Source organism: Streptomyces sp. NPDC008092, assembly GCF_042957285.1.
In the GTDB taxonomy this organism is placed as follows: domain Bacteria; phylum Actinomycetota; class Actinomycetes; order Streptomycetales; family Streptomycetaceae; genus Streptomyces.
In genome coordinates, this window is sequence record NZ_JBIBHY010000012.1 from 290,665 (window position 1) to 312,809 (window position 22,145).

At 72.6% G+C, this 22,145-nt stretch carries 20 protein-coding genes; 16 read left to right on the forward strand and 4 right to left on the reverse strand.

Annotated elements, in window-relative coordinates; translation table 11 throughout:
• The first annotated feature begins 92 nt into the window (after nt 1-92).
• The 9 genes from ACFZB3_RS35055 to ACFZB3_RS35095 all read left to right on the forward strand — a co-directional run bounded on the left by ACFZB3_RS35055 (nt 93) and on the right by ACFZB3_RS35095 (nt 10,243).
• A complete protein-coding gene (locus ACFZB3_RS35055) occupies nt 93-1,325 on the forward strand; it encodes a CoA transferase (RefSeq protein ID WP_391382721.1) in 1,233 nt (410 codons plus the stop codon).
• A 67-nt stretch (nt 1,326-1,392) separates the two neighbouring features.
• Nucleotides 1,393-2,631, forward strand: coding sequence for a cytochrome P450 (locus ACFZB3_RS35060; protein WP_391382724.1), 1,239 nt, complete (start codon nt 1,393-1,395; stop codon nt 2,629-2,631).
• 10 nt (nt 2,632-2,641) lie between these two features.
• Nucleotides 2,642-3,109, forward strand: a complete 468-nt coding sequence (locus ACFZB3_RS35065) for a VOC family protein (protein WP_391382726.1) — start codon at nt 2,642-2,644, stop codon at nt 3,107-3,109.
• Between the two features lie 20 nt (nt 3,110-3,129).
• Nucleotides 3,130-4,365, forward strand: a complete 1,236-nt coding sequence (locus tag ACFZB3_RS35070; RefSeq protein ID WP_391382728.1) for an acyl-CoA dehydrogenase family protein — start codon at nt 3,130-3,132, stop codon at nt 4,363-4,365.
• Nucleotides 4,352-5,851, forward strand: a complete 1,500-nt coding sequence (locus ACFZB3_RS35075; protein WP_391382730.1) for an AMP-binding protein — start codon at nt 4,352-4,354, stop codon at nt 5,849-5,851. Before ACFZB3_RS35070 ends, ACFZB3_RS35075 begins: the two co-directional genes overlap by 14 nt.
• Nucleotides 5,848-7,104, forward strand: a complete 1,257-nt coding sequence (locus ACFZB3_RS35080) for a MaoC family dehydratase N-terminal domain-containing protein (protein ID WP_391382732.1) — start codon at nt 5,848-5,850, stop codon at nt 7,102-7,104. Before ACFZB3_RS35075 ends, ACFZB3_RS35080 begins: the two co-directional genes overlap by 4 nt.
• Before the next feature lie 2 nt (nt 7,105-7,106).
• Nucleotides 7,107-7,871, forward strand: a complete 765-nt coding sequence (locus ACFZB3_RS35085) for a crotonase/enoyl-CoA hydratase family protein (RefSeq protein ID WP_391382733.1) — start codon at nt 7,107-7,109, stop codon at nt 7,869-7,871.
• A 2-nt stretch (nt 7,872-7,873) separates the two neighbouring features.
• Nucleotides 7,874-9,082, forward strand: a complete 1,209-nt coding sequence (locus ACFZB3_RS35090) for a CoA transferase (RefSeq protein ID WP_391382735.1) — start codon at nt 7,874-7,876, stop codon at nt 9,080-9,082.
• An 18-nt stretch (nt 9,083-9,100) separates the two neighbouring features.
• Complete coding sequence (locus ACFZB3_RS35095; RefSeq protein ID WP_391382737.1) at nt 9,101-10,243, forward strand: acetyl-CoA C-acyltransferase; 1,143 nt, start codon at nt 9,101-9,103, stop codon at nt 10,241-10,243.
• 181 nt (nt 10,244-10,424) lie between these two features.
• On the opposite strand, the gene ACFZB3_RS35100 is transcribed toward ACFZB3_RS35095, so the two are convergent.
• From ACFZB3_RS35100 to ACFZB3_RS35110, 3 genes are all read right to left on the reverse strand, one after another.
• Nucleotides 10,425-11,459 carry an alcohol dehydrogenase catalytic domain-containing protein gene (locus ACFZB3_RS35100; protein ID WP_391382739.1) on the reverse strand — a complete coding sequence of 345 codons (1,035 nt, stop codon included), beginning with the start codon at nt 11,457-11,459 and terminating at the stop codon, nt 10,425-10,427.
• Nucleotides 11,460-11,488: 29 nt separating this feature from the next.
• Nucleotides 11,489-12,739 (reverse strand): cytochrome P450, encoded by a 1,251-nt coding sequence (locus ACFZB3_RS35105; RefSeq protein WP_391382741.1) that lies wholly within the window; start codon nt 12,737-12,739, stop codon nt 11,489-11,491.
• A gap of 180 nt (nt 12,740-12,919) precedes the next feature.
• Nucleotides 12,920-14,119: an acyl-CoA dehydrogenase family protein gene (locus ACFZB3_RS35110; RefSeq protein WP_391382744.1), complete on the reverse strand. Its 1,200-nt coding sequence runs from the start codon at nt 14,117-14,119 to the stop codon at nt 12,920-12,922.
• 194 nt (nt 14,120-14,313) lie between these two features.
• On the opposite strand from ACFZB3_RS35110, the gene ACFZB3_RS35115 reads away from it, so the two are divergent.
• The 4 genes from ACFZB3_RS35115 (at nt 14,314) to ACFZB3_RS35130 (ending at nt 18,911) form a co-directional block, all read left to right on the forward strand.
• Nucleotides 14,314-15,786, forward strand: a complete 1,473-nt coding sequence (locus tag ACFZB3_RS35115) for an FCD domain-containing protein (RefSeq protein ID WP_391382746.1) — start codon at nt 14,314-14,316, stop codon at nt 15,784-15,786.
• A gap of 175 nt (nt 15,787-15,961) precedes the next feature.
• The gene (locus tag ACFZB3_RS35120; RefSeq protein WP_391382748.1) at nt 15,962-16,729 is read left to right on the forward strand and encodes an SDR family NAD(P)-dependent oxidoreductase; all 768 of its coding nucleotides are present in this window, start codon (nt 15,962-15,964) and stop codon (nt 16,727-16,729) included.
• Nucleotides 16,730-16,737: 8 nt separating this feature from the next.
• Nucleotides 16,738-17,937 carry an acyl-CoA dehydrogenase family protein gene (locus tag ACFZB3_RS35125; protein ID WP_391382750.1) on the forward strand — a complete coding sequence of 400 codons (1,200 nt, stop codon included), beginning with the start codon at nt 16,738-16,740 and terminating at the stop codon, nt 17,935-17,937.
• A complete protein-coding gene (locus tag ACFZB3_RS35130; protein WP_391382752.1) occupies nt 17,934-18,911 on the forward strand; it encodes a zinc-binding dehydrogenase in 978 nt (325 codons plus the stop codon). Before ACFZB3_RS35125 ends, ACFZB3_RS35130 begins: the two co-directional genes overlap by 4 nt.
• 3 nt (nt 18,912-18,914) lie before the next feature.
• Here the strand turns inward: ACFZB3_RS35130 and ACFZB3_RS35135 are convergent, their stop codons facing one another.
• Complete coding sequence (locus ACFZB3_RS35135; RefSeq protein WP_391382754.1) at nt 18,915-19,778, reverse strand: mycofactocin-coupled SDR family oxidoreductase; 864 nt, start codon at nt 19,776-19,778, stop codon at nt 18,915-18,917.
• 174 nt (nt 19,779-19,952) lie between these two features.
• Here ACFZB3_RS35135 and ACFZB3_RS35140 point away from each other — a divergent pair, with 174 nt between their 5' ends.
• From ACFZB3_RS35140 to ACFZB3_RS35150, 3 genes are read left to right on the forward strand one after another with little or no spacing between them, the layout of a single operon-like run.
• Nucleotides 19,953-21,098, forward strand: a complete 1,146-nt coding sequence (locus tag ACFZB3_RS35140) for an amidohydrolase family protein (RefSeq protein ID WP_391382756.1) — start codon at nt 19,953-19,955, stop codon at nt 21,096-21,098.
• A complete protein-coding gene (locus tag ACFZB3_RS35145) occupies nt 21,095-21,316 on the forward strand; it encodes a hypothetical protein (RefSeq protein WP_391382758.1) in 222 nt (73 codons plus the stop codon). The genes ACFZB3_RS35140 and ACFZB3_RS35145 overlap by 4 nt, the downstream gene beginning before the upstream one ends.
• Nucleotides 21,317-21,323: 7 nt before the next feature.
• Nucleotides 21,324-22,136, forward strand: a complete 813-nt coding sequence (locus tag ACFZB3_RS35150) for a mycofactocin-coupled SDR family oxidoreductase (protein WP_391382910.1) — start codon at nt 21,324-21,326, stop codon at nt 22,134-22,136.
• Nucleotides 22,137-22,145 lie beyond the last annotated feature (9 nt).

The window sequence follows — 22,145 nt, forward strand, 5'->3', positions numbered from 1 at the left end:
CAGTATACTTTTTACGGGGCATCGGTCCATACTCGAAGCGCCAGAGGTCAATTGGGTATGCGCAATGGTGACGATCGGGGAGGTCTGGTCGGATGCAGAGGCCGATGGAGGGCGTGCGGGTGCTCGAAGTCGCGCAGTTCACCTTCGTGCCGGCCGCGGGTGCCGTGCTGGCCGACTGGGGTGCCGACGTGATCAAGATCGAGCACGCCGAACGCGGCGACGCCCAGCGCGGGTTGGTACGGGTGCTCGGGTACGAGGCGGCCAGCGCGGGTTCGTCGTTCTTCCCGATCATGGAGGGACCCAACCGCGGGAAACGCAGCGTCGGCCTCGCCCTGGAGAAGCCTTCGGCGCGGCCCGTGCTGGAGGAACTGATCCGCTCCAGCGACGTGTTCCTCACCAACTTCCTGCCCGAGGCGCGGAAGAGGCTGCGGATCGAGCTGGAGGACGTCCGGGCGGTCAACCCCGACATCATCTACGTCCGGGGCAGCGGCTTCGGTGCCCGCGGGGAAGAGGCCGGCAAGGGCGGCTACGACAGCACGGCCTTCTGGGCGCGCGGCGGCAGCGCCGCCGGTGTCACCCCGCCCGCCGCCGACCGCATGACCCGGATGCCGGCCGGTGCCTACGGCGACTCGATGGGCGGCATGACCATCGCCGGCGGCATCGCCGCCGCCCTCTACTCCCGGGCCACCACCGGCGAACCGTCCGTCGTGGACGTGTCCCTGATCGGCGTCGGGGCCTGGGCGACCCAGTTCACCGTCAACCTCGCGCTGCTGACCGGCGGCCCGCTCCCGGCGAAGATCCAGCCCCGGTACGGCTCGGCCACCAACCCGCTCATCGGCGCCTACCGCACCGCCGACGGCCGCTGGATCGAACTGTCGATGCTGCAACCGGGCCGCTACTGGGCCGAGTTCTGCAAGCTGGCCGGCCGCGAGGAGCTGAGCGGCGACGAACGGTTCGACAGCACCGAGAAGCTGATGGCCAACGCGGCCGAGGCCGCCGAGATCGTCGCCGGTCTCATCGCCTCCCGTCCCTACGCCCAGTGGGTGGAGATCCTCTCCCGGGGCGAGGGGCAGTGGTCGGCCGTGCAGGACGCCTGGGAGGTGGGCCAGGATCCCGCCCTGCGGGCCAACGGCCTCATCGCCCCCGTCGTGGACGCCGACGGCGTCGACCGCGAACTGGTCGCCAGCCCCGTCCAGTTCGACGAGACCCCCGCCACCCTCACCCGGGCACCGCAGTTCGCGGAACACACCGACGAGGTCCTGCGCTCGCTCGGCCTCGGTGACGACGAGCTGATCGCGCTCAAGATCGACGGCGCGGCGACGTGACGGACGTACGACGAGACCGGACCGACGTACGACGAGACCCGACGGACGTACGACGAAAGGAGCCGTGATGGGGACGACACTCGACGAGTCCGAGGGGACGTCCGAAGGGACGTCCGAGGGCACGTACGTAGGGACGTACGAGGGCGCGCCCGCCTACCACTTCGACAACCGGCTCGGCGGACCCGTCCTCAGCCACCAGGAGCGCTGGGACGAGATGGCCGGCACCCACGGCGGGTTCCGCAGCACCGTCGCGCGCGGCTTCTGGGTCGTCACCGACGGCCCGGCCGTGCAGGAGGCCCTCCAGGACTGGCGGACCTTCTCCAGCACGTCGGTGACGGCGCTCGAACCGGACCCGAAGTTCCTGTGGATCCCCGAGATGCTGGACCCGCCCACGCACAGCGCCTGGCGGCGCCTCCTCGGCCGCTACTTCTCCCCGAGCACCGTGGCCGCCCGCGAACCGGAGGTCCGCCGGACCGCTGCGGAGCTGATCGACGCGCTCGCGGACCGCGACGGTGCCGACGTGCTCGACGCGTTCGCGCGCCGCTTCCCGACCCTGATCTTCATGCGGATGATGGGTCTGCCGGAGGACGACCTGCCCACCTTCCTCGGCTGGATCCGCGAACTCCTGCACCTCTCGCACGCCGAGGACCCGGACGGCGCCCGGCAGTTGACCGCCATGCGGGAGGTGTCGGCGTACTTCGAGGAACAGATCGCCCTGCGCCGCAGGGCGCCCCTGGACGACCTGCTCTCGCACGCCATGACCTGGACCGTCGACGGCGAACCGATCGACGACCGGGACCTGCACGCCTTCTGCGTGCTGATGTTCCAGGCCGGCTTCGACACCGTGCCCATCTCGATCGGCTGGGCGCTGTACCACTTCGCCACGCACCCTGAGCAGCGCGCCGAGATCCTCGCCGACCCCTCGCTGATCCCGACCGGGGTCGAGGAGATCCTGCGCGTCTACTCGTTCGTCGTCCCGGCGCGCAAGGCGACCCAGGACGTCGAGATCGGCGGCTGCCCCGTCAGGGCGGGCGAGATGGTGATGCTCCCGCTCGCCGTCACCAACCGCGACCCCGGGCGGTACGAGAACCCGCTGGCGGTGGACCTGCACCGCAAGGCCACGAACCACATCGCGTTCGGCTCCGGCCCGCACCGCTGCCTCGGTTCGCACCTCGCCCGCCTCGAACTCAACGTGGCGGTCGAGGAATGGCACCGGCGCATCCCCGACTACCGGGTCGCCCCCGGCCAGGAGCTGTGGCAGCACGGCAACATGTACGGCATCAAGTCGCTGCGGCTGGAGTGGTGAGGCGCCGGCCATGACACACCCCCTGCGCGCGGCCGACCTGTACCACACCGGGATCGTGGTCGACGACGTGGACGCCTGGAAGGCCCGGATGAGCGAGGTCGCCGGGTACCGCTGGACCGGGACCATGTCCGCGGCACTCCCGGTCCGCCTGGCGGACGGCGACCGGATCCTGAACCTGCGCTACGCCTACTCCCTGGACGCCCCGCACATCGAACTCGTCCAGGAGATCCCCGGCACACCGTGGACGGCGGCCGAACACAACGCCACCCACCACCTCGGCTACTTCTGCGACGACCTGGCGACGACATCGAAACGGCTGGCGGAGGCGGGCTTCGCCGCCGAGGCCTGCGCGGTCGTCGACGGCGAACCCTCCGTCTTCGCCTACCACCTGGCCCCCTCCGGCATCCGCATCGAGATCGTGGACCGCACCCGGATCCCCGACTTCGCCGCCTACCTGCGGTCGAAGACGCCCCGGTGACGGCCGAGGACGGGACGGACATGGCACCGGCCTTCACCGACGCACACGAGGAACTCCGCGCGACGCTGCGCCGCTTCCTGGCGGACAAGGCGCCGAGCGAGGCCGTGCGCCGCTCGATGGAGTCCGCGGACGGACACGACCCGGTGCTGTGGCGGCGGATGGCGGACGAACTCGGCCTGCCCGGGGTGCCGTTGCCCGAGGAGTACGGCGGCTTCGGCGGCGGCCCCGTCGAACTGGGCCTCGTGCTGGAGGAACTGGGCCGGGCCCTGCTGCCCTCCCCGTACTTCGCGACCGTGGCCCTGGCAGGCCAGGCCCTCGCGGTCTCCGGCGACGAGACGGCCAAGGCCCGCTGGCTGCCGGGGATCGCCGACGGCTCGCTGACCGGCACGCTGGCGCTCGCCGAGGAGAGCGGATCGTGGCACGTCGAGGACGTGCGGGCCGAGGCCGTACCCGACGGGGGCGGTACCGGCGACCGGGTGTCGGGCACGAAGATGTTCGTCGTCGACGGTCACAGCGCCGACCTCCTCCTGATCGTGGCCCGTGCGGCCACCGGCCCCCGGCTGTTCGCCGTCGAGGGCACGGCGCCGGGAGTGACCCGCACCCGGCTGGACACGCTCGACCCGACCCGGCGCCTGGCCCGGATCGACCTCGACGGAGCCCCGGCACAGCCGGTCGGCCCCACGGCCGCGGACGCCACCGCGTACCTGCGCCGGGTGACCGACCTCGCGATGGTGGCCCTCGCCGCCGAGCAGGCCGGCGGAGCACAGGCGTGTCTGGAGGCGGCCGTGGCGTACGCCAAGATCCGGGTGCAGTTCGGCCGGCCCATCGGCTCCTTCCAGGCGGTCAAGCACAAGTGCGCCGACGCGCTGGTGAAGGTCGAGGCGGCACGATCGGCGGTCTACCACGCGCTGTCCGCGGCGGCGGACCTGCCGCAGCCGGGGGAGTCGAGCGAGTCGCCGGTGTCCGCGGCCGCCGCGGTCGCGGCCGTCTGCTGCTCGGACGCCTACACCCACGCGGCCAAGGAGAACATCCAGATCCACGGCGGCATCGGCTACACGTGGGAGCACGACGCGCACCTGCATCTGAAACGCGCGAAGTCGTCCGAGCAGCTCCTCGGCAGCCCGGCGACGCACCGTCGGCGGCTGGCCGGGCTGACGGGAATCACCGCGCCCGAGGCGGCGGAAGGCCGATCACGTGGGCAGACGAATGGCCGATCACGTGAGCAGACGAAAGGCCGATCACGTGGGAATCCGTGACCGTCTGTCCCGGCTGCTCGGCGAAGCCGCCGCCGAGGCCGAGGCGATCGAGTACGACGGCCAGTGGTGGACCTGGGGACAGGTCCGCACGACCGCGGACGCCATCGCCGCGCTGCTGGACGAGGCGGGCCTGCCGCCCGGCGGCCGGGTCGGCGTCGTACTGGAGAACCGGCCCGAGCACGTCGCCGTGGTCGCCGCGGTGATCGCCTCCGGGCGCTGCCTGGTGATGCTGAGCCCGTTGCAGCCGGCCGACCGGCTCGCGACCGACATCGACCGCTGCGCGCTGCCCGTCGTCGTCGCCCGCACCGAACCACTGGCCCGCCCAGGCGTGTCGGAGGCGGTGACCGCCCACGGCGCGGCGCTGGAACTCGGCCCGGACGGCACGGTGAAACCCGCAGGCGGCACCGCCCCCGCCGACGCCCCGGCCGACCCCGGCGTCGCCGTGGAGATGTTCACCTCCGGCACCACCGGCCCCCCGAAACGCGTCCACCTGCGCATCGGCCAGCTCGACCAGGCCCTCGTCTCCGGCGGGCAGACCCCGAGAGCGGAGCGCCTGCTGTCCCCGTCGGCCTCGCTCGTGTCCAGCCCGCTCGTGCACATCGGCGGGCTGTGGCGGGCGCTCGCCTGTCTCGCGACCGGCCGCCGCATGCTGCTGATGCCCAGGTTCGCCGTCGAACCCTGGACGAGCGCGGTGGAGCGGCACGGACTGCGCGCGGCGAGCCTGGTCCCGGCCGCGATCCGCGCCGTGCTCGACGCCGAGGTGCCGAAGGAACGCCTGGCGACCCTCCAGGTCGTCACCTCCGGCACCGCGCCCTGCCCGGCCGAACTCGCCGACAGGTTCTTCCGCACGTACGGCGTGCCCGTCCTGATGACCTACGGGGCGACCGAGTTCGCCGGAGCCGTGGCCGGCTGGACGCTGCCGCTGCACCAGCGGTGGTGGCGGCACAAGGCGGGCAGTGCCGGGCGCGCCTTCGACGGCGTCGAGCTGCGGGTGACCGGCGACGACGGCACGGAACTGCCCGCCGGCCGGACGGGCCGGCTGGAGGTCAGGACCGAACAGAGCACACACGGCGGCCGGGTGTGGGCGCGCACCAGCGACCTCGCCCGCATCGACACCGACCGGTTCGTGTGGATCGAGGGACGCGCGGACGACGCGATCATCCGCGGCGGCTTCAAGGTGCAGCCGGACACGGTCCGCCGCGTCCTGGAGTCGCACCCGGCCGTACGGGAGGCGGCCGTGGCCGGACTGCCGGACGCCCGGCTCGGCGAGGTGCCGGTCGCGGCGGTCGAGGCCGAACCGGCCCGGCCCGCCCCGGACCCCGCCGAACTCGTCGCCCTGTGCCGCGGCCTGCTCACCCCCTACGAGGTGCCCGCGCACATCGTCGTCCTCGGCGAACTGCCCCGGACCCCCTCGGGCAAGGTCAGCCGGGTGGAGCTGCTCGGACTGGTCCGGGACCGGCTCGGACGGAAGGAGGAACAGCGATGACGGACACCGAGGAGCGGTTCGGCGTCCTGACCGACGAGGCCGTCGAACGCTCCCGGCGCCGCCTCGGCGTCCCCCGGCCCCAGCGCAACCCGCCGCACAACTACGAGGTCACCTGGGACGCCGTCCGCCACTTCGCCTACGGCTACGGCGACGACAACCCCCTGTACTGCGACCCCGACCACGCGGCCGGCACCCGCTGGGGCGCCCTGCTCGCACCGCCCACCTTCCTCTACACGATGGGCGAGGACGCCGCCCCGCCGCCCGACGCCGGGACCAGGGCGCTCCTCAAGGGCGACCCCTTCGCCGGACTCGGCTCCTACCAGGCGGTGATGGAGTTCGAGTGGTGGCGCCCGCTGCAACGCGGCGACCGCTGCCGGGTGTTACAGACCCAGGTGGGCGTGGACCTCAAACCCAGCCGCTTCGGCGGCCGCACCGCCCACGTCGTCAACGACTACCTCTACGCCAACGGACGCGGCGAGATGCACGCACTGCGCCGGGGCACCTGGATCAACGCAGAGCGGCACACCTCGAAGCAGCGGGCCAAGGAACACCTCGTCCAACAGCCCTACACCGACGCCGAGCTGGCCGCGATCGACGCCGCCTACGCGGCCGAGACCCGGCGCGGCGCCGAACCGCGGTACTGGGAGGACGTCGAGATCGGCGACGAGCTCCAGCCCCGCGTGAAGGGGCCGCTGACCACCACCGACGTGGTCGTCTGGCACCTGGGCTGGGGCATGCAGCTCACCCCGCCCGGCGCGTTCGGGATCGCCGCCAAGGTCCGGCGCAAGGCGCCCGGCCTCTACCCGCCCAACCCGCTGAACATCCCCGACACCGTGCAGCGGCTGCACTGGGAGCCGGAGCGGGCCCGGGAACTGGGCCTGCCCGCTCCCTACGACTACGGCGGCATGCGCGAGACCTGGCTGTGCCATCTGCTCACCGACTGGATCGGCGACGACGGCTGGCTGTGGAAACTCCGCTGCGAGCACCGCAGGTTCAACTACCGCGGCGACACCACCTGGGCGCGCGGCACGGTCGTCGGCAAGCGCCTGACGGACGGGCGCGCCGAGGTCGACATCGAGGTGCGCTGCGAGAACCAGCGGGGCGAGGTCACCACCCCCGGCACGGCCGTCGTCCTGCTACCCACCCGCGACCGGCCCGTCGAACTCCCCGCGCCGCCCGCGGCGGACCTCGACGGCATGGTCGCCCACGAACTGGCCCGATTCGCCGTGACCGGCGACCATGCGAGGAGGTAGGCGTGTCCGACGAGGTACTGGTGGAGCGCCGAGGCGCGGTACAGCTCATCACGATCAACCGCCCGGCGGTGAAGAACGCCCTGGACGCCGCGGTGGCCGAAGGAGTGGCGGCCGCGGTCGACGAGCTCGACGAGTCGGACGAGTTGCGGGTCGGCGTGCTCACCGGCGCGGGCGGCACGTTCTCGGCGGGCATGGACCTCAAGGCCTGGCTGCGCGGCGAGACCCCCGCGATCGAGGGCCGCGGCCTGTGCGGGATCAGCATGACCCCGCCGCGCAAGCCGCTGATCGCCGCCGTGGAGGGCTGGGCCCTGGCGGGCGGCTTCGAACTCCTGCTGGCCTGCGACCTCGTCGTCGCCGCCCGCACGGCCCGGCTCGGCGTGCCCGAGGTCACCCGCTCGCTGGTCGCCCGCGCGGGCGCCGCACTCCATCTGCCCCGCCGCATCCCGTACGCCATCGCCCTCGAACTGCTGCTGACCGGGCAGCCGATCGGCGCCGCGCGGGCCGCCGCCCACGGCCTGGTCAACCGGCTCACCGAGGAGGGCGGCGCACTGGAGGGCGCCCTCGAACTCGCGGCGACCATCGCGGCGAACGGCCCGCTCGCGGTCGCGGCGACGAAGCAGATCGCCCGCTCCACCGCCGACTGGACCCTGGACGAGGCGTGGGGCAGGCAGTTCGACATCGCCGAGCCGGTGTTCCGGTCCGAGGACGCCCGGGAAGGCGCCGCGGCGTTCGCGGAGAAGCGGGCGCCTGCCTGGAAGGGCCGTTGACGATGACATCCGGAGCCGAGGCCACTGGCGGGGACAGGACCGCCGGCGGAGCCGATACCTCAGGCCGGGAAAGGCACGCCGACCGCGCCGGGGCGCCGACCGCTACGGCCGGGCCGCTCGCCGGCTGCCGGGTCCTCGAACTCGGCGGCATCGGACCGGGACCCTTCGCCGGGATGCTCCTCGCCGACCTGGGCGCTGAGGTCGTCCGGGTGGACCGGCCCGGACGGGAGGCCGAGCCGGACGCGGGCGGACCGGCGGCCGTGCTCGACCGGGGCAAGCGGTCGGTGGTACTGGACCTGAAGCAACCCGCCGCGATCGACGCGCTGCTGCGACTCGTCGAGCACGCGGACGTCCTGATCGAGGGGTTCCGGCCCGGCGTCACCGAACGGCTCGGCATCGGACCGCACGACTGCCTGGCCCGCAACCCCCGCCTGGTCTACGGCCGGATGACCGGCTGGGGCCAGGACGGCCCCCTCGCCGCCGCGGCCGGACACGACATCACCTACATCGCGCTGACCGGCGCGCTCGGCGCCATCGGCGAGGCGGGCGGCCCGCCGCGGATCCCGCTGAACCTCGTCGGCGACTTCGGGGGCGGCGGCTGCTACCTGGTGATCGGCGTACTGGCCGCCCTGCACGCCGCCGGACGCACCGGCGCGGGACAGGTCGTCGACGCGGCCGTCGTCGACGGCACCGCCCACCTGCTCGCCAGCACCTTCGCCAAACTCGCCCGCGACGAATGGCGCGACGAGCGGGGCGTCAACCGGTTCGACGGCGGCTGGCCCTTCTACGCCGTGTACGAGACGAAGGACGGCCGCCATGTGGCCGTCGGCGCGCTGGAACGGAAGTTCTACCGCAGCCTGGTCGAACTGCTCGGCATCGACGTGGACCCGGAGCGGCAGCACGACCGATCGGCCTGGCCCGAGCTGCGGGAGCTGCTGGCGAAGCGCTTCGCGGAGCGCACCCGGGACGAGTGGGCGGCACTGTTCGAAGGCACCGACGCCTGCGTGGCGCCCGTCCTGAGCCTGACCGAGGCGCCGGCCCACCCTCATCTGGCGGCCCGCGAAAGCCTGTTCGTCCGCGACGGCGTGCTCCAGCCCGCCGCGGCCCCCCGCTTCTCGGCGACCCCGGCCCGCCCCGGCCCGACGGCACCGGCCGTCGGCGCCGACAGCCGCGCCGTGTTCCGCGACTGGGGCGTGCCGTACCCCGAATGACCTGACCTAGGAGTTGTCATGCGAGACGCCGTCATCGTCGACGCCGTACGGACCCCGATCGGCAAGCGCAACGGCTCGCTGGCGTCGGTGCACGCGGCGGACCTGTCGGCCGTGGTGCTCAAGGCGCTGGTGCGGCGCACCGGCATCGACCCGGGCACCGTGGACGACGTGGTCTGGGGCTGCGTCACCCAGATCGGCGACCAGTCCAGCAACGTCGGCCGTTCCGCGGTGCTCGCCGCGGGCTGGCCCGAACACGTCCCGGCCGTCACCGTCAACCGGGCCTGCGGCTCCAGCCAGCAGGCCGTAGACCAGGCCGCGCACGCGGTCATGGCCGGTCAGTACGACCTGGTGGTCGCGGGCGGCGTCGAGACCATGAGCAGGGTGCCGCTCGGCGCCCACCGGACGACCGGGCAGCCGTACGGTCCCGCCGTCATCGCCCGCTACGACGGAGTCGAGTTCAGCCAGGGCATCGGCGCCGAAATGATCGCCGAACGGTACGGGTTCGGCCGCGCGCGCCTCGACGGGTTCGCCTCCGCGTCGCACGCGAAGGCCGCCGCGGCGATCGACGCGGGCGTCTTCGACGACCACCTCGTGCCGATCGACGTCGACGGCACCAAGTTCGGCACGGACGAGGGGCTGCGGCGGGGCACGTCGACCGAGACGCTGGCCCGGCTCAAGCCGTCGTTCAAGGAGGACGGCGTGATCCACGCCGGCAACTCCTCCCAGATCTCCGACGGCGCGGCGGCCCTGCTCGTCACCACCCCCGAACGGGCCCGCGACCTCGGCCTCACCCCGATCGCCCGCTACCACACCGGCGCGGTCAGCGGCGCGGACCCGGTCACCATGCTCCTCGGCCCGATCCCCGCGACCGAGAAGGTACTGCGCCGCTCCGGGCTGTCCCTCGACGACATCGGCGCCTACGAGGTCAACGAGGCCTTCGCACCCGTGCCGTTGGCATGGCTCGCCGAGACCGGCGCGGATCCCGAGCGCCTCAACCCGCTCGGCGGCGCGATCGCCGTAGGCCACCCGCTCGGCGGCTCCGGCGCCATCCTGATGACCAGGCTGCTGACCCGGATGCGCCGCGAGAACCTCCGCTACGGCCTCCAGACCATGTGCGAGGGCGGCGGCACGGCCAACGCGACGATCGTCGAACTCCTGTGACGACCTGCCCGCTGTCCCCGCGGCGGTTCGGCAGCACCCGAAGGCGCGCGGGGCTGTACCGAATCTGCGGCTCCGCCGCGCGGGCGCGACCAGCCACGACGGCGCCGCGGACGACACACCGCACATCGCGGCACTTCCAGCGGAGCGCGGAGCGCCGAAAACCGCCCTCGCCCGTTCACGTCTAGTCGTAGGTGACGACGACCTTCTCCGCGGCGCCGGGAGTCATCGCCAGCTCGAAGGCCCGGGCCACCTCGGCGAACGGCACCCGGTGACTGATCAGCCGGGCGAACCGCTCCTGGTGCTCCGCGAGTTCCGCCGTCACCTCGAAGATCTCGGTCGGATAGCCCTGCGAGGCGACGAGGGTCAGCTCGCTGCGCAGCATCGCGCCGAGGTCGATCGCCTCGGACGGCTTCTGCACGGCGACCATCACCAGCTTGGCGCCCCATCTGGCGGCGCCGACGGTGGAGTTGAAGACCGCGGCGACACCGGCGGCGTCGATGTAGATGTCGGTGCCCGCACACGGCTGGCCCAGGGCGTTGGCCGCCTCGCCGTGCAGCTCGGTCAGCCGCGTGGTGACGTCCTCGGCCGCGGGGTCGATCACGGCGTCGGCGCCCACGGCCAGCGCGGTCCGCAGCCGCTCGGGGATCACGTCCGCGACGACGACGTGCTCCACCCCGCGCAGCTTCAGCCAGATGGTCACGCCCAGCCCGATGGGCCCCGCACCGAAGACCACGACCTTGTCGGCGGGCCCCGCCTCGGACCGGTTGACGCAGTGCCGGGCCACGGCCATCGGCTCGTTGAGCGCGGCGACGTCGAAGGGCACCGTGTCGGGGAAGACGGCGAGGGTCCTGCCGATCTCCGCGTCCTCCAGCAACAGGTACTCGCTCATCCCGCCGTGCGCGCCGCCGCACCCGATGATTCCGGAGGGCACGCCCTGCGGGTTGACCACCACCCGGTCGCCGATCTTCAGCCCGGTGACCTCGGCGCCCAACTCCGCGATCTCGCCCGCCGGTTCGTGCCCGAGCAGCAGCGGCACCACCGAACCGTCGGCGTTGTACGGCGTACCGCCCGTCCGGACGAAGAAGGTGTCGGTGCCGCAGATCCCGCAGGCACGGATCCTGACCACCACGTCCTTCGGGCCCGGCACCGGACGCTCGGCCGCCACGACCTCGATCTCGTTCTTCGCGCCGGTCCGCACGGATCTCATCGTGGCCATGCGGCCCGCTCCTTCCACGGGAAGCCCGGTCACCAGGCGACGGGCAGGTCGTAGATGCCGTACGCCTGGGAGTCCTCCTTGAACCTCAGCTCCGAGACGTCGACCGCGAGCCGCAGGGTCGGGATCCGGCGGAACAGTGTGCTGAACACGACGTGCAGTTCGATGCGGGCCAGCTGCTGGCCGACGCACTGGTGCGGACCCCAGCCGAAGGCGTGGTGGTGCGCCGCGCCGCGGGTCAGGTCGAGCGTGCCGGGCTCCGGGAACGCCCGCGGGTCCCAGTTGGCCGCCGGCAGCGAGGCGATGACACCCTCGCCGGCGCGGATGGTCTCCCCGGCGATCTCGATGTCGTCCAGCACGGCCCGCCGCGCCAGCAGGTGCGGGATGGTCAGGTAGCGCAGGAGTTCCTCGACGGCCTTGGTCACGTACTTCGGGTCGTCCTCGTTCTCCCGCAGCGCCGCGAGCTGGTCGGGGTGCTGCAGCAGCAGCGCGGTGCCCAGGGTGATCATGTTGGCGCTGGTGTCATGGCCGGCGACGAGCAGGATGTGCCCGAGCGGGGCGGCCTCCTCCATGGAGAGCACCCCCTCCCTGATCCGCGCGCCGAGGTCGGAGAGGACGTCCTCACCGGGGTCGTCCATCTTGGCCTCGATGAGCCCGGCGATGTAGCGGCGCACCTCCACGACGGACCGGGCCGCCTCCTCGGGGGTCTTGAAGCGGGCGTTGGTGACCCCGGCGTGCTCCTGGAAGAAGTCGTGGTCCTCGTACGGCACGCCGAGCAGCGCGCAGATCATGAGCGACGGCAGCGGCAGCGACAGGGCCTCGTTGAGGTCGACCGGATTGGGTCCGGCCAGCATCCTGTCGATGAGATCGTCGGTGATCTGCTGGATCTCCGGGCGGAGTTTCTCCATCCGGTGGCGGGTGAACGAGTTCGTCAGCATCCGGCGCCAGCGGGTGTGCTCGGCACCGTCGGTGTTGTTGATCGACGGCTGGATCTCGGCCGCGTGCGCCTTCATGGCCTCGGTCGTGTGCGGGTAGCCGGGGGCACCGATGTTCGCGCTGAGCCGCGGGTCGGTCATCAGCTCGCGCTGCGCGGCGTGCGAGGTGACGAGCCACGGGGTGGTGCCGTCCCAGGTCCGGACCCGTATGACGTCCTTGTCCGTCTCGTGCAGCGCGAGCAGGCCCGGCGGGGGCGCGAACGGGCACTGGCTCGATCGGGGCGTCGGAAACTCCGGCAGTTCCGGCAGCTCCGTGGCGGCATCGGTCCCGGCGATGCTCTCGCTCATGGGTCCCTCGTTCTCTCGGCGGCACAATTGAGGGCACCATACGTGGACCGTGCGGTCCAATCAATATTCCTGGCGAGGTTCCTGCCTGATTCTCGGTCGATTATCGACCGTCCGGTCCATTTAGTCGGTGCTTCTCGTGCCGCCATGCATTCGACCATGTGGGCGAGGGCTTCGGCCGGGTCAGCGGGGTTCCCTGGGCATCCCCAGCCCCCGCTCGGCGACCTGTGTCCGCAGCACCTCGTTCGCCCCGCCCGCAATGGTGTACGCGCGTGAGTAGAGGTGGGCGTCCTGCCACCAGCCCGCCGCGACCGCCGCCGGGTCCTCCCCGGTGAGCAGACCGTCGGTGCCCTGCAGGCGCAGACCGAAGTCGGCCAGGTCGTGGTTGAGTTCGCTGAAGAAGATCTTGCCCAGCAGGGCGTCCGCGGGCCGCTCCGTGCCGTGCAGCAACCGCGACTGGGCGAGGGCGATCAGGGCGGTGTTCACCTGCACCCGTGCGGCGAGTTCGCCGATCTCCTGGCGGGTGGCGGCGTCGTCGAGCGCGGGCCGTCCGCCGACCGGCACCTCCTCCGCGAGCCGCACCAGGTCCTTCAGCACGGCGAGCAGCTCGACGCCGCGCGCGGCCACCCCGGACCGCTCCCGGGCGAGGCTGCTCATCGCCACCCGCCAGCCGTCGTCCACCCGGCCGATCACGTTCGCCGCCGGGATCCGTACGCCGTCCAGGAAGACCTCGTTGAAGTCGGTGGTCCCGGTGATCTCGCGCAGCGGCCGCACCTCGACCCCCGGGCTGCGCATGTCCAGGGCGAAGGCCGTGATGCCCTTGTGCTTCGGCGCGTCGGCGTCGGTGCGCGCGAGCAGGTAACCCATGTCCGAGTGCTGGCCGTTGGTCGTCCACACCTTCTGGCCGTCGACGACGAACATCGCGTCGTCGCCCCGGCCCTCGCGACGGGCCCGGGTGCGCAGGGACGCCAGGTCGCTGCCCGCCCCGGGTTCGCTGAACAGCTGGCACCAGACGTCGTCGCAGGAGCGGATGCGGGGCAGGAACCGCGCCCGCTGTACTTCGGTGCCGAACTCGATGAGGGCCGCCGAGGCCAGCGAGGCCGCGCCGACCGGCGCCCAGGTGCGGGCGCGGGCGATCTCCTCGGCGACGACGGACGGTTCCAGGGGGTGCGCGTCGGGCCGGCCGCCGTACTCGGCGGGCCAGTCGATGCCGAGCAGGCCCGCCTCGTAGAGCCTGGCTGTCCAGGCCCGGATCGCCGGCATCAGCTCCGGCTCGGGTGCGCGTACCCCGGCGTGCGCCTTGACGCCCGGCGCGTGCTCGGCCACGAAGGCGCGCACCTTGCCGCGGAAGGCCACCAGCTCGGGCGTGGGTTCCAGTCGCATCGCCGCCGACTCCTCGGTCCTCATGCAAGCGATCCCGAAATGAGGGTACTCTAACCATGGCTCTGGTGCGGTTGCCAAGGGCCGACGCCGAAATCAGTGACCCGATCTCGGCGCCGGATGTCCAGTCGCCGGGGCTCCTGCCCCGGCGCTGAATAGACTGGGGATCCGCAATGTTTCCGCAGAGGAGTTGGCCCATGGCGACTGCCGTCGACCGCGAGCCCACCGACGGCGAGGCCGACGCCCCCGTCGGCAAGCTGGCCGCGCAGACCGCGCAGCGCATCGAGGCGACCGTGATCCGCCGGGGCTGGCCCGTCGGCGAGTCGCTGGGCTCCGAGGTGGACCTGCGGGAGCAACTCGGGGTGAGCCGGGCGGTGCTGCGCGAGGCGGTGCGCCTGGTCGAGCACCACCAGGTCGCCCGGATGCGGCGCGGGCCCGGCGGCGGCCTGATCGTCTGCGCCCCCGACGCCGGACCGGCGACCCGGGCCATGGTGATCTACCTGGAATACGTCGGCACCAGCGTCACCGACCTGCTCCAGGCCCGCCGGCTGCTCGAACCCATCGCTGCGGGCCTCGCCGCCGACCGCATCACCGAGGAGGGCATCGCCATGCTGCGCGCCACCCTCGACTCCGAACGCGACCACTGGGACGACCCGTCGGTCCACTCGCAGGACCCCCTGCACCCGGTACTCGGACAGCTGTCGGGCAACCCGGTGCTGCACCTGTTCATCGACGTCCTCACCCGCCTCACCGCCCGCTACGCCCACACCTCGCGCCGTATCTCCAAGGCGGAGATGCACGCGGCCAAGGAGACCTCGCACCGCGAGCACCGCGCCGTCGTGGACGCCGTCGTCGCCGACGACGGGGCCCGCGCGCAGACCGAGCTGACGGCCCATCTGGAGTCGGTGGCCGCCTGGATCGAGAAGCACCGGGTGCGCCGCGGCGCACGGATCTCGGGGAGCGTGGTCGAGCCCGAGCTGGCCGAGGGCCCGCGCGCCAAGCTGGCCGAGGTGGTGGCCTCCCGGATCCACGACGACATCGCCGCGCGCGGCTGGCAGATCGGCATGGTCCTCGGCTCGGAGGCGGACCTGCTGGCCCGCTACGAGATCAGCCGGGCCGTGCTGCGGGAAGCCGTACGGCTCCTGGAGTACCACTCGGTCGCCCGGATGCGGCGCGGCCCCGGCGGGGGACTGGTCGTCACCGCGCCCGAGCCGCAGGCCAGCATCGACACGATGGCCCTCTTCCTCGAATACCAGGGCGTCACCGCCGACGACCTGCGGATCGTCCGCAACGCCGTCGAACTCGGCATCGTCGCCAGGGTGACCGCCCGGCACGCCGCGGGCGACCCGGAGGTCGCCGAGCGCCTGGGCAGGGCCGTCCGCTGGACCGTCGAGGGCCCGTCCGACGACCCCCGCAAGGCCGACCTGTTCCACGCCGAACTGGCGGCCCTGGCCGACAACCCGGTGCTGTCGCTGTTCCTCGCCATCATCACCGAGCTGTTCCGCCGGCACGCCTCCGGGCACGACCGGCCGCTGCCCGGCGACACGGTGGCCGACGAGGTCCAGCACGTCCACCAGCGCATCCTCGACGCCATCGTGCAGGGCGACGCCGGAGTGGCCCGCCACCGGCTGCGCCGCCACCTGGACGCCCTCATCCCCTGGTGGCACTGATTTAGTGACACTGATTTAGTGACACTGATTACCCACCCCCTGTGCGGCTTCTTGCTGCACGGGGCTTTCTGCTGTGCCAGTAGTCACCAATTACGTATACTGAATAGGTGAGTGGCCGGCAACCGCGGCGGAAGACCATCGTCAGCAAGTCCCTGGGCCTGCAGAGGAGACCCGAGTGAACATCGACGGATCCACGGCACTGGTCACCGGCGGAGCCTCCGGGCTCGGACTGGCCACCGCGCGCCGGATCACCGACCGCGGCGGCCGGGTCGTCCTGGCCGACATCTCCGAGGAGCAGGGCGCCAAAGCGGTCGCCGTACTCGGCGACGCCGCCCGCTTCGTCCGTGCCGACGTCACCGACGAGGCCGCGGTGAACGCCGCCCTCGACGCCGCACAGGAAGACGGGCCCCTGCGCTTCGTCGTGCACTGCGCAGGGCGCGGTGGCGACCGCACCCGGATCATCGCCCGCGACCGCACCCCCGGCGAACTCGCCACCTTCGCCGAGGTCGTGAGGGTCAACCTGATCGGCACCTACAACGTGCTGCGCCTGGCCGCCGCCCGCCTCTCCGGCAACGAGGTGGTGGACGGCGACCGCGGCGCCGTCGTCCTGACCTCCTCGGTCGCCGCGTTCGACGGCCAGATCGGCCAGACCTCCTACACCGCCGCCAAGGCCGGCGTGCACGGCATGACCCTGGTCGCCGCCCGAGACCTCGCCGGCTGGGGGATCCGGGTGAACACCATCGCCCCCGGCATCATGGACACCCCCATGCTCGCCCGCCTCCGCGCGGACATCCGCGACGGACTCGCCGCCTCCGTCCCGCACCCCAAACGCCTCGGCGACCCCGACGACTTCGCCCGCCTGGCCGTGGAGATGCTGGAGAACCCCTACCTCAACGGCCAGACCGTCCGCCTCGACGGCGCGATCCGCATGGCCCCGCGATGACCCCGGCGATGACCACCGCCGAGACGGACGAGCAGTTCCGCACCCGCCTGCGCACCTTCCTCACGCAGCACCACCCCGGCCGCCGCCCCAAGGACCCCGCCGAACGCCTCGCCTGGCACAGGAACTGGCTGCGCACGCTCTACGACGCCGGATACGCCGGCCCGAGCTGGCCGCGCGAGTACGGCGGCATGGACCTGCCCTTCGCCCGCCAGGTCGGCTACCAGGAGGAGTACGCGCGAGCCCGGGTCCCCGGCCCGCTCGGCACCGGACCCGGCATCGCCGCACCCACCCTCATCAGGTACGGCACGCCCGAACAGAAGGAACGCTTCCTGCGCCCCATGCTGCGCGGCGACACCGTCTGGGCACAGGGCTACTCCGAACCGGAGGCGGGCTCGGACCTGCCCGCGCTGCGCACCACGGCACACCGTGCGGGCGGCGGCCCCGACGACCCCCGAGCCGAGTACGTCGTCAACGGCCAGAAGGTGTGGAACAGTTCGGCCGACATCGCCGACATCCTCTTCACCCTGGTCCGCACCGGGCCCCCCGACTCCCGCCAGGACGGCATCAGTTACCTCCTGATCGACGCCCACGCCCCCGGCGTGACCGTGCGCCCGCTGCGCGACCTCACCGGTGACGCGCACTTCTGCGAGATCTTCTTCGACGACGTCCGGGTCCCGGCCGCCGACCGGATCGGCGCGGAGAACGGCGGCTGGCCCCTGGTCCGCACCAGCCTCGGCCACGAACGCGCCGCCGGGGCGATGAACCAGGCGGCCCGGTACCGGCGCGTCCTCGACGAGCTGATCGAGCTGGCGCACGAACGCGGGGCGACCGCCGACCCCCTGGTGTGCGACCGGCTCGCGGACTTCGAGATCCGGGTCACGATCATGCGGCTCACCGGGATGCGGACCATCGCCGACATCATGGCGAAGGGCGAGCCCGGCCCCGCCTCCTCGACCGCACGGCTGTTCATCGTGACCTTCGAGCAGGAACTGCACGAGTTCGCCCTGGAGTTGCTGGGGCCCTACGGGATCCTGGGCCGCCGTGACCCGCACGCCGTCCAGCGCGGCCGCTGGGTGTTGGGTTTCCTGCGCACCCGGGCCTCCACGATCGGCGCGGGCACCGCCGAGATCCAGCGCAACACGATCGCCGAACAGGTCCTGGGACTGCCCCGGGACCCGGCGATGCCGGCCACCGGAAGAACACGATGAGAGCCGCACGCTGTACGGACTACGGGCCACCGGACCACCTGGCCGTCGTCGAACTGGACGACCCCGCACCCGGCCCGGGGGAGGTCCTGGTCCGGGTGCACGCGGCCGCGGTCAACTACCCGGACGTCCTGCTGGTCGCGAACCGCTACCAGGTGCCCGCGCCGCTGCCGTTCACCCCGGGCAGCGAGTTCGCCGGTGTCGTCGCCGCGCTGGGCGCGGGCGTGGCCGGCCCCGCGGTGGGCACGCCCGTGGCCGGAGCGGTGCTCACCGGCGCCTTCGCCGAGCAGGTCGTGGTGCCGGTGGCCGGCCTGCGTCCCGTCCCCGAGGGCCTGGACATGGTGCACGCCGCCGCGTTCCACGTCACCTACGCGACCGCCTACCACGCCCTGACCACCGTCGGGCAGGGCGCGGCGGGGGAGTGGGCGACCGTGCTCGGGGCCGCGGGCGGCGTCGGCTCCGCGACCGTCGACGTCGCCACCCGGCTCGGCCTGCGCGTCGTGGCGGCGGCCTCCGGCCCGGAGCGGCTCGCCGTCGCCCGCGAACTGGGTGCCGAGGCCGGCGTCGACTACGTCCGCGAGGACCTGAAGACCCGCGTCCGCGAACTGACCGGCGGCGACGGCGCCCACCTGGTCGTCGACCCCGTGGGCGGCGACCACGCGGAGGCCGCCCTGCGCGCGCTGCGCCGGGGCGGCCGGTTCGTCACCGTGGGCTACGCCGACGGGAGGATCCCGCGGATCCCGCTCAACCTGGTGCTCCTCAAGGACGCGGTCGTACGGGGCTTCGAGATCCGGATGCTGCGACAGCACGCCCCGGACACGGTGGCCGCGGGCGACCGGGCGCTCGCCCGGATGGTCCGGGACGGTATGCGCCCGCTCGTCTCCCGCGTCCACCCCCTCGCCGACGTGGCGTCCGCACTGACCGACGTGGCCGAGCGGCGCACCACCGGCAAGGTCGTCATCGACATGCGGGCATGAGAGTCAGAACGCCGGCAGCTGCGGGCGCCGCCTGACGTAACCGCCGGCGTCGACCCGCATCTGCATGCCGGTGACGTACCGGGACTCGTCCGACACCAGGAACAGCACCATGTCGGAGACGTCCTCCGGCTCGACGTAGGGGATCCCGAAACCGGTCGTCGCGGGGAAGCCGGGCAGCGCGTCCTCGCGGGTCGGGTTCTCCAGGTCGGGCCGGAACGACCGGTACATCAGGTCGCTGTTCAGCATGTCGGTGTTGACGTTCGTGGGATGGACCGCGTTGACCCGGATCCGGCGGGCCAGCAGGACCGTCGCCAGGTCGTGCACGAACGCGGCCACCTGGCGCTTGGCGAAGGAGTACCCCAGTCCGCCGGGCCCGTTGGCCGGGTTGTCGACGGTCGCCGGTATCAGCGCCGCGATGGAACCGGTCGCGACGATCGAGGCGCCGTCGGGCAGATGGGGCAGGGCCGCGTCGACGGCGTGGACCACCCCGTTGAAGTCGACGGTGACGGCGTCCAGGAACGCCTGCGCGGTCTGCTGCGGCCCCAGCGGGGCGATCCCGGCCTGGGCGACCACGGCGTCGAGCCGCCCCAGCTCCGCCACCCCCTCGGCGACCGCCGCCCGCAGCGCGGCCGGATCCCGTACGTCCGCCCTGCGGGCGACGGCGCGCCGGCCGAGCTTCTCCACCTGCCGGACCGTCTCGTCCAGGTCCGCCCCGGTGGCCAGCGGGTAGCCGTTGGTGGCGATGTCCGCGCACAGGTCCACGGCGATGATGTCGGCCCCCTCCGCGGCGAGCCGCACCGCGTGGGCCCGGCCCTGGCCCCGCGCGGCTCCGGTGACGAAGACGGCCTTGTCCTGCACTCGACCCATGGGGTCTCCTTCCACGGAAGAAAAGAGTAGCCTTAATAGTGACCGAGGGGGCTGGTCGGTATCCGATGATCCCCCAATCACGCAGGAGTCGGTCGGTCCTTCCCGCCCAGTGGGACATGTTCAGTGCACACAATGTGCCGGGTGCTAGAGAGTCCGAGACCGAGGGAGCACACCATGCCGTTGCAGCCGTGGATGAAGTTGCTGTCGACCGACGACCACCTGATCGAACCCCCGCACCTGTGGTCCGACCGGCTGCCGGCGAAGTACCGGGAGGCCGGGCCGCGCATCGTGGAGCAGCCGCGCGGCGCGGGCCGGGCCCCCGCCGAGGTCTGGGTCTACGAGGACCGGATCTACCCCTACATCGGCCTCAACGCCGTCGCCGGGAAGCGGCCCGAGGAGTTCGGCCTCGAACCCACGCGCTACGACGAGATGATCCCCGGCTGCTACGACCCCGGGGCCCGGATCCGCGACATGGACCTGGACGGCGTGTGGGGCGCCCTCTGCTTCCCGTCCTTCCCGGGCTTCTCCGGCCATGTCTTCCTGGACGGCCGGGACCGCGAACTGGCCCTGCTCTGCGTGCGGGCGTGGAACGACTTCGTCCTCGACGAGTGGTGCGCCACCGCACCGGGCCGGCTCATCCCGCTGGTCATCATGCCGATGTGGGACGTCGACGCCTGTGTCGCCGAGATCCACCGCACCGCGGCCAAGGGCGCGAAGGCGATCTCCTTCCCCGAGAACCCCGCCCCCCGCGGCCTGCCCTCCTTCCACACCGACCACTGGGACCCCATGTTCTCCGCGGCGGAGGAGACCGACCTGCCCGTGTGCCTGCACTTCGGCACCTCGGGCAAGCCGCCGAAGACCGCCGAGGAGGCCCCGTTCGCGGTGACGATCACCCTGTTCGGCTGCAACGCCATGTACGCCACCGCCGACCTGCTCTTCTCCCCGGTGCTCCACAAGCACCCCAGGCTGAAGATCGGCCTGTCCGAGGGCGGCATCGGCTGGATCCCGTACCTCCTGGAGCGCGCCGACGGCACCTGGGAGCGGCACCGCTTCTACCAGAACGTTGACCAGAGCGTGCGGCCCTCGGAGCTGTTCCGCCGGCACTTCCACGGCTGCTTCATCGACGACCGGTTCGGCGTGGAGGTACGGCATCACGTCGGCATCGACAGGATCACCTGGGAGTGCGACTACCCGCACTCCGACTCCTACTGGCCCAAGTCCCGCGCCTACGCGGCCGAGGTCCTGGCCGACGTACCCGACGAAGAGGTGCACAAGATCGTGGAGCTGAACACCCGCCGCCTCTACAACCTCCCCGCGTGAACCGGCGCCCCGAGTCCGAGCGGTCCGACTGGACCGACCTGGACCTGCTCACCCGCGAGGAGGCCCACGGCCGGCTCCTCGCCGAGATCGCGGAGACGGACGCACGCCTCGCCGAGCCGGGCACGTCCGACGGGCCCGAGCGGGAACTCCTCCGGTCCCGGCTGCGGGCCCTGCGCGAGGCCGCCGCGGACCTGATCGACCGGCCGAAGGGCGACTGAGGTGACCATGGGGCGTGTCGACGGCAAGGTCGCGATCGTCACGGGAGCGGCCCGCGGGCAGGGCCGCTCCCACGCCGTGCGGCTGGCCGAGGAGGGGGCGGACATCGTCGTCACCGACGTCTGCCACGACATCAGCGACCAACTGCCCTACCCGCTCGGGACCAAGGAACAACTGGAGGAGACCGCCGAACTGGTCCGGGAGACCGGCCGGCGGTGCGTCGCCGTACAGGCCGACGTCCGCTCGATCGCCGAGATGCGGGCCGCGGTCGACGCCGCGCGCAGCGAGTTCGGGCGGCTCGACACGGTCGTCGCCAACGCCGGCGTCATGAGCTCCGGCTCCGCCTGGGAGCTGTCCGAGGACGTCTGGGACGTCGTCGTCGACGTCAACCTCAAGGGCGCCTGGAACACCGCACGCGCCGCGATCCCCGGGATGATCGAGGCGGGACAGGGCGGCTCGATCGTCATCACCAGCTCCGCCGCCGGCATCCGCGGCCATGTGCCGTACGCCCACTACGTGGCCAGCAAGCACGGCGTGGTGGGCCTGATGAAGGCCCTGTCCAACGAACTCGCCCCGCACCGCATCCGGGTGAACACCGTCCACCCCACCGGGGTCGCCGACACGGGCATCACCGTCGGCGTGCCGGTCGAGGAACTCGCCGCGCGCGAGCCGCTGTTCGCGCTCGCCGCGATGAACCCCCTGGCCCCGTACGTCGAGCCCCGGGACGTGTCGAACGCCGTCCTCTTCCTCGCCTCGGACGAAGCGCGGTACGTCACCGGGCTGCAGTTCACCGTCGACGCGGGGTCGACCAACAAGCCGTAGAACGGAGTG

What these genes read in the sequence shown, in the direction of transcription:
- ACFZB3_RS35135 (WP_391382754.1), bottom strand. Translation starts at nt 19,778, where the DNA reads ATGGGTCGAGTGCAGGACAAGGCCGTCTTCGTCACCGGAGCCGCGCGG.
- ACFZB3_RS35115 (WP_391382746.1), top strand. Translation starts at nt 14,314, where the DNA reads ATGGCGACTGCCGTCGACCGCGAGCCCACCGACGGCGAGGCCGACGCC.
- ACFZB3_RS35070 (WP_391382728.1), top strand. Translation starts at nt 3,130, where the DNA reads ATGGCACCGGCCTTCACCGACGCACACGAGGAACTCCGCGCGACGCTG.
- ACFZB3_RS35065 (WP_391382726.1), top strand. Translation starts at nt 2,642, where the DNA reads ATGACACACCCCCTGCGCGCGGCCGACCTGTACCACACCGGGATCGTG.
- ACFZB3_RS35140 (WP_391382756.1), top strand. Translation starts at nt 19,953, where the DNA reads ATGCCGTTGCAGCCGTGGATGAAGTTGCTGTCGACCGACGACCACCTG.
- ACFZB3_RS35125 (WP_391382750.1), top strand. Translation starts at nt 16,738, where the DNA reads ATGACCACCGCCGAGACGGACGAGCAGTTCCGCACCCGCCTGCGCACC.
- ACFZB3_RS35060 (WP_391382724.1), top strand. Translation starts at nt 1,393, where the DNA reads ATGGGGACGACACTCGACGAGTCCGAGGGGACGTCCGAAGGGACGTCC.
- ACFZB3_RS35055 (WP_391382721.1), top strand. Translation starts at nt 93, where the DNA reads ATGCAGAGGCCGATGGAGGGCGTGCGGGTGCTCGAAGTCGCGCAGTTC.
- ACFZB3_RS35095 (WP_391382737.1), top strand. Translation starts at nt 9,101, where the DNA reads ATGCGAGACGCCGTCATCGTCGACGCCGTACGGACCCCGATCGGCAAG.
- ACFZB3_RS35080 (WP_391382732.1), top strand. Translation starts at nt 5,848, where the DNA reads ATGACGGACACCGAGGAGCGGTTCGGCGTCCTGACCGACGAGGCCGTC.
- ACFZB3_RS35105 (WP_391382741.1), bottom strand. Translation starts at nt 12,739, where the DNA reads ATGAGCGAGAGCATCGCCGGGACCGATGCCGCCACGGAGCTGCCGGAA.
- ACFZB3_RS35150 (WP_391382910.1), top strand. Translation starts at nt 21,324, where the DNA reads ATGGGGCGTGTCGACGGCAAGGTCGCGATCGTCACGGGAGCGGCCCGC.
- ACFZB3_RS35090 (WP_391382735.1), top strand. Translation starts at nt 7,874, where the DNA reads ATGACATCCGGAGCCGAGGCCACTGGCGGGGACAGGACCGCCGGCGGA.
- ACFZB3_RS35130 (WP_391382752.1), top strand. Translation starts at nt 17,934, where the DNA reads ATGAGAGCCGCACGCTGTACGGACTACGGGCCACCGGACCACCTGGCC.
- ACFZB3_RS35100 (WP_391382739.1), bottom strand. Translation starts at nt 11,459, where the DNA reads ATGGCCACGATGAGATCCGTGCGGACCGGCGCGAAGAACGAGATCGAG.
- ACFZB3_RS35110 (WP_391382744.1), bottom strand. Translation starts at nt 14,119, where the DNA reads ATGCGACTGGAACCCACGCCCGAGCTGGTGGCCTTCCGCGGCAAGGTG.